This is a genomic window from Streptomyces sp. NPDC037301 (genome assembly GCF_055602785.1).
This window is the reverse complement of record NZ_JBVJWD010000149.1, coordinates 1-2321: the sequence shown is the minus strand read 5'-3', so window position 1 is coordinate 2321 and position 2321 is coordinate 1. Positions and strand designations below refer to the sequence as shown.

Annotated in this window: 1 protein-coding gene; it reads right to left on the bottom strand. The window is 64.6% G+C overall.

Annotation, left to right across the window (positions count from 1 at the left end; all coding sequences use genetic code 11):
* A partial coding sequence (gene dnaE, locus ACZ7IB_RS48975; RefSeq protein WP_470921845.1) for a DNA polymerase III subunit alpha occupies positions 1-2321 on the bottom strand: 2321 nt, incomplete at both ends.

Here is a 2321-nt window from a genome sequence, read left to right as displayed (position 1 = left end):
ACGGCAGACAGCCCCTTGCGGCTGTGCTGAAGCGAGTCGAAGGCGCCGGCCTTGATCAGTGACTCGACAGCCCGCTTGTTGAGGGCCCCGATGTCGGCCTTGTCGAGGAAGTCGGCGAAGGAGGCGTACTTCCCCTTGGACTTGCGGGAATCGACCAGGGAGTCGATGACGCCCTCGCCGACGTTGCGCACCGAGCGGAGCCCGAACCGTACGTCGTTGCCGATGGCGGTGAAGTTGGCGACGGACTCGTTGATGTCCGGCTGGAGCACCTGAACGCCCAGCTTCCGGGCGTCGGCCAGGTAGATCGCTGCCTTGTCCTTGTCATCCCCCACGGAGGTGAGGAGCGCGGCCATGTACTCGGCCGGGTAGTTCGCCTTCAGGTAGGCGGTCCAGTAGGAGACGAGTCCGTATCCGGCGGTGTGGGACTTGTTGAACGCATAGCCCGAGAAGGGGAGCATGACGTCCCACAGGGCCTTGGTGGACTCCTCGGAATAGCCGTTCTTGTTCATCATGCCGTCGGAGAACTTGTCCCACTCGGCGGCCAGGACCTCGGGCTTCTTCTTACCCATCGCACGGCGCAGCAGGTCGGCGCCGCCCAGGGTGTACCCGGCGAGCTGCCGGGCGATGGCCATGATCTGCTCCTGGTAGATGAGCAGGTGGAAGGTGTTGCCCAGGATCGGCTCCAGGGCTTCCTTCAGTTCCGGGTGGATCGGCTCGATCTCCTGCCGGCCGGTCTTGCGGTGCGCGTAGTTCGTGTGCGCGTTCGCGGCCATGGGGCCGGGGCGGTAGAGGGCGAGGGCTGCCGCGATGTCCTCGAACCGGGAGGGCTCCATCAGCTTCAGCAGGGTCCGCATGCCGCCGCCGTCGAGCTGGAACACACCGAAGGTGTCTCCGCTGGCCAGGAGCTGGAAGGTGGTCGCGTCGTCCAGCGGGATCTGCTGGGCGCCGTCCGTCGGCATCGTGTCGGTGGTGATGTTGATGCCACGGTTTTCGCGGACGTTCTGCAGCGCATGGTCGATCACGCCCAGGTTCCGAAGCCCCAGGAAGTCCATCTTGACCAGCCCCATGTCCTCACAACTGGGGTAGTCAAAGCCGGTGATCTTGACGCCGTCCTTGGCGCGCATGTGGAGCGGAATGCGGTCAGTGAGACGTGTTTTCGACAGAATGACGGCAGCCGCGTGGACACCGGTATTGCGGATCAGGCCCTCGACGCCCTTGGCGCCGTCGACGACCTTCTTGACGTCCGGCTCGTTCTCGTACAGCGCCCGGATCTCGCCGGCTTCCCCGTAGCGGGGGTGGCTGTCGTCGAAGATCCCGCTGATCGGGATGGACTTGCCCATCACATCCGGCGGCAGGGCCTTCGTGATCCGCTCGCCATGACTGAACGGGTAGCCCAGGAGCCGCGACGTGTCCTTGATCGCGTTCTTCGCCTTGAGTTTGCCGAAGGTGTTCACCATGGCGGTGTACTCGTCGCCATATTTGTCGACGACGTAGCGCACCATGCGGTCGCGGTGGCGGTCGTCGAAGTCGAGGTCGACATCCGGCGGGTTGATGCGCTCGGGGTTCAGGAACCGCTCGAAGAGGAGACCGTGCTCCAGCGGGCACAGTTCGGTGATACGGGTGGCGTACGCGACGATCGAGCCGGTTGCCGACCCACGGCCAGGCCCGACGGGGATCTTCTGGTCGCGGGCGTACTGGCAGATATCGGCGACGACGAGGAAGTAGCTGGAGAAGTTCATCGGGCCGATGACCTTCATCTCGGTCTCGAACCGTTCGAGGACCTCGGCCGGGATCGGGTCGCCGTAGCGCATGGCGAGGCCCTTGAGGCACTCCTTGCGAAGCCAGGACTCCTGTGTCTCTCCCTCGGGAACGCCGGGGAAGTTCGGCATCTCGTCGACGTTCTCGAAGACCGATGCGTACGACTCGATGCGCTCCGCGATCAAGAGGGTGTTGTCGCAGGCCTCGGGGATCTCGGAGAACAGCTCCCGCATCTGGGCGGCGGTCTTGAGGTAGTAGCCGGTGCCGTTGAACCGGAACCGGTTCGGGTCGGCCTTGTCCTTGCCTACGCCGATGCACAGCAGGTTGTCGTGCGCGTCCGCGTGCTCTTCGAGAACATAGTGCGCGTCGTTGGTGGCCAGCAGCGGGATGCTGAGTTCCTTCGCCAGACGAAGCAGGCCCCCCCGGACGTTGCGCTCCAGGTCCAGGCCGTGGTCCATCAGTTCCAGGAAGTAGTTCTCTTTCCCGAGGATGTCCTGGTACTGGGCTGCGATGTCGCGGGCCTCGTCGTACTGGTTCAGACGCAGGCGGGTCTGGATGGCGCC